At 73.7% G+C, this 3,872-nt stretch carries 4 protein-coding genes; all 4 read left to right on the top strand.

The features are described from left to right. The first annotated feature begins 245 nt into the window (after positions 1-245). The gene (locus tag HMPREF3099_RS10990) at positions 246-1,529 is read left to right on the top strand and encodes an Nramp family divalent metal transporter (RefSeq protein ID WP_083323732.1); all 1,284 of its coding nucleotides are present in this window, start codon (positions 246-248) and stop codon (positions 1,527-1,529) included. Between the two features lie 133 nt (positions 1,530-1,662). Beyond that, on the top strand, positions 1,663-2,370 hold the full coding sequence (locus tag HMPREF3099_RS10985; RefSeq protein ID WP_070706070.1) for a hypothetical protein: 708 nt from the start codon (positions 1,663-1,665) through the stop codon (positions 2,368-2,370). Positions 2,371-2,501: 131 nt separating this feature from the next. Beyond that, positions 2,502-3,455, top strand: coding sequence for a zinc metalloprotease (locus HMPREF3099_RS10980; protein ID WP_083323731.1), 954 nt, complete (start codon positions 2,502-2,504; stop codon positions 3,453-3,455). Then, a partial coding sequence (locus tag HMPREF3099_RS10975) for a hypothetical protein (protein ID WP_141762144.1) occupies positions 3,352-3,872 on the top strand: 521 nt, incomplete at its 3' end. The genes HMPREF3099_RS10980 and HMPREF3099_RS10975, both read left to right, overlap by 104 nt.

The raw sequence follows: 3,872 nt of genomic DNA, 5'->3' as shown, positions 1-3,872 counted from the left end.
CCGCGGCCCGCCTGGCCGACCGGGTGGAGGTGGCCTACGAGGGCATGCTCGCCCTGATGCTGCGCGGCCCGGCCGACGACGCCATCGAGGCCGCCGAGGACACCGCCACCACCCTGGTCGAGGCCGCGACCACCGCCTGACCCTCCCGCCCGGCCGGTCCTCGTCCTCGCACCAGACCCGTGTGACCCGGGGCACGCTCCGTCGTAGGGTGCTGCCCTCCCCTCCCCCGTCGCGATGGAGTCCCCATGAGCCACGCCGCCCCCGACACCCCGCCCGCCGCCGGCACCCCCGCCACCGGTCGCGTCGAGCAACGCCGCGGGTTCTCCCTCATCGGCCCCGGGCTGGTGGTCGCCGCCACCGGCGTGGGCGCGGCCGACCTGGTGGCCACCGTCATCGCCGGCCAGAAGTACGGCTACGCCCTGCTGTGGGCGGTCGTGGTGGGCTGCGTGCTCAAGATCGCCCTCGTGGAGGGAGCGGGCCGCTACAGCCTGGCCACCGGCCACACCATCTACGAGGGGTGGCGCAGCCTGGGCCGGTGGACCAGCTGGTACTTCGCGCCGTACATCGTCATTTGGGGCTTCGTCTACGGCGCGGCGGCCATGGCCGGCACCGGCATCCCGCTGCACGCGCTCTTCCCGGGCCTCTCGGTGGCGTGGTGGGGCATCATCTCGGGCCTGCTCGGCGCCGCCCTGGTGCTGCTGAGCCGCTACGAGGTCTTCGAGAAGGTCTGTGCGGCCCTGGTGGGCGTCATGTTCGTGGTGATGGTGGCCGCGGCCGCGTTCACCCTGCCCAACCTGCCGGAGCTGCTGCGGGGGCTGGTGCCGCAGGTGCCCGCCGGTGGCCTGGTGAACCTGCTCTCGGTGGCCGGCGGCGTCGGCGGCACCATCACGCTGGCGGCCTACGGCTACTGGATCCGCGAGAAGGGCTGGACCACCCCGGCGCACATGCGGCTCATGCGCACGGACAACACGGTGGCCTACGTGGTCACCGGCATCTTCGTCATCTCCACGCTCATCGTGGGTGCCGAGCTGCTGTACTCCAGCACCCAGTCGGTGGGCTCGGGCGACAAGGGCCTGCTGCAGCTCTCGGACGTGCTCGCCGACCGCTACGGCCGCGCGGTGGGCACGCTCTTCCTGGTGGGCTTCTGGGCGGCGGCCATGAGCTCCCTCATCGGCGTGTGGAACGGCGTGTCGATGATGTTCGCGGACTTCGCCGGTGACGCCCTGGGCAAGCCCGAGGACCACCCGGACCGGCAGGCCGGCGGACGCTGGTACACGGCCTTCGTGCTGTGGCTGACCTTTCCGCCGATGGTCATGATGTTCCTCGGCAAGCCGGTCTGGCTGATCCTCGCCTACGGCGTGCTGGGCGCCTTCTTCATGCCCTTCCTGGCCATCACGCTGCTGTGGATCCTCAACACCGACCGCACCCCGGCGGCGTGGCGCAACCGGTGGCTGAGCAACGCGATGCTGGTGGTGTGCGCGGCGCTGTTCGCCTACCTGGCGGCCCAACAGCTGCTCGAGCTGCTCTGATCCTCCGACCGTGGGCGGTGCCCGCCGGGGCGGTGGCAGGGCCGGTTCCACCCACGGCACCGGCCCGCGCGCCGCGGTGGGGTGCGACGCTCACCCCGACGGGTTGACGGGGCGAGGACCGAGGAGGACGACGATGAAGCGTGCGGGACAGGTGCTGGTGGTGCTGGGGGTGCTCGGCGTCATCGCGGCCGTGGTGCTGGGGGTCATGGGCCTGGTGGGTGCCGGCCGCGCCGTCAACGCGGTCGAGGGGGGCCAGAAGGTGGGCTCCGGCATCACCCGCGAGCTGCATGCCGGGGACGGGCACCTGCTGACCCACCCCCTCGACACGGGGAGCTCGGCCACGTGCACGGTCCAGGGGCCGGACGGCGATCCCGTGTCCACGTCCCCCTCCGACGACCAGGTGGATCTGGCCAAGGACTTCGTGGACCTCGTCGGCGGCATCACCGTGACCACGGACGGCCCCCACACGGTGCGCTGCACCGACCCGGACGTGCGCCTCACCGACCCCGTGTCGATGGCCTCCCTGGGCCTGGCGGCGCTGGGCCTGGTGGGCGCCGTCCCGGTGGGCCTCGGCGCGGGACTGGCGCTGGTGCTCGGCATCATCCTGTGGGTTGCGGGCACCAACCGGGCGAACCGTCCGCACCACCCGGGTGGCCCCTACGGCGGGTACGGGGGCGGCGGGTACGGCGGCGGCTACGGCCAGCCGGGCCAGAACCCGCCGTACGTGCAGCCGACGCCGCAGGGCGGGTACACGGTGAACGGCCAGCCCACGAGCACCCCCTACGGCCAGCCCGGGCCCGGACAACCGACGCCGCCGTCGCACCGCGCCCCCTGGGAGTGATGCGCCACGGTCGTATGCGGACGTGCTCATGAGCTGGTCAAGTCCCTCCGGGAACGGGCTGGGTGCTGCCCAGGTTCGGTGCACCAGTCCGTTTCGTCCGCACACACGGACACGTCCCGGAGGCACCCCTCATGCACCGCTCCCTGTCCGCCCTGGCCCGCAAGGGGCTGGTGGTGGGCGCCGACGGCACCCTGCAGCGCGTGAACCCCTTCGGCGGCAGCTCCACCTCCGCGGTGGAGCGCCAGGCCACCTACGAGGTGCCGGTGTACTTCCACGTCATCACCGACTCGCAGGGCAACGGCGCGCTCACCGAGGAGCAGGTGGCCCAGCAGATGGACGTACTCAACGAGGCGTACGCCGACGCGGGGTTCAGCTTCACGCTGGCCGACACCACCACCGCCGACGACGCCTGGTACGGGGTCTCCCCCGGCGCCCCGGCCGAGGACGAGATGGGGTCCGAGCTGCACCAGGGCGGCGCGGGTGACCTCAACCTGTACACGGCCAACCTGGGTGGCGGGCTGCTGGGCTGGGCCACCTTCCCCGAGCCGAACCCCGGCACCGACGACGGCGTGGTCATCCTGACCGGCTCGGCGCCCGGCGGCGACGCGGCGCCGTACAACGAGGGCGACACCGGCACCCACGAGGTGGGCCACTGGCTCGGCCTGTTCCACACCTTCCAGGACGGCTGCGAGGGCGGCGACCAGGTGGACGACACCCCGGCCGAGGCCTCCCCGGCATCGGGCTGCCCGGAGGGCGCGGACACCTGCCCCGTCCCGGGTCCCTGCGCACCCTCGCGTGTGCGGGCCCCCGCGCGGGCGGATGCGGGCGCACCCCCGGGAGGAACCGGTGGCCGGGCGTGCTCCGCCCGGCGGGGCACCGGCGCGAGGGGCCGTGGCGCAGCGTCCGCCATCGGGGTGAGGAGCCGGCCGGCCGGTTGGTGCGACGGTGTGTGTGCTGGTCGAGAACGAGCAGGAGGGTGCCATGAGGGGATGGGGAAAGGTCCTGACCACGATGGGCGCGATCGGCGTGCTCGTGGCGGTGCTGTTGATGGTGGTGGGCGCCGTGGGGATGTCCGGGGCCACTGACGCCGCCGCCACGCGCCGCCCCGTGGCGACCGCCGAGGCGGTGCAGCTGCAGCAGGGTGACCACCACCTGTTGCTGGGGCCGCAGGGTGGGCCGTCGGAGCGCTGCTCCGTGGTGGGCCCGGACGGAGCGGCCGTGCCGGTGGGCTGGCAGTCCTACGACTCGCGCGTGGTGGCAGCAGACGTGCGGCCACGGGGGTCGTTCACCGTGGAGCGTTCGGGCGCCCACCGGGTGGACTGTGCCGGCACCGCGTGGATGAGCGACGCCATCCCCATGGGGTCCACGGCGCTGGGGCTGGGCAGCTCCGCGGTGGGTGCCCTGCTGGGCCTGGGCGCGGTGGTGGTGCTGGTGACCGGCGCGGTGCTGTGGCTGGCGGGGCGCGATGCGGTGCTGCGGGGCGGGCTGTGGGGGCCGGGCGG

It is taken from the genome of Kytococcus sp. HMSC28H12 (assembly GCF_001816045.1).
Lineage (GTDB): Bacteria > Actinomycetota > Actinomycetes > Actinomycetales > Dermatophilaceae > Kytococcus > Kytococcus schroeteri.
This window is presented reverse-complemented; position numbering and strand designations above follow the sequence as displayed.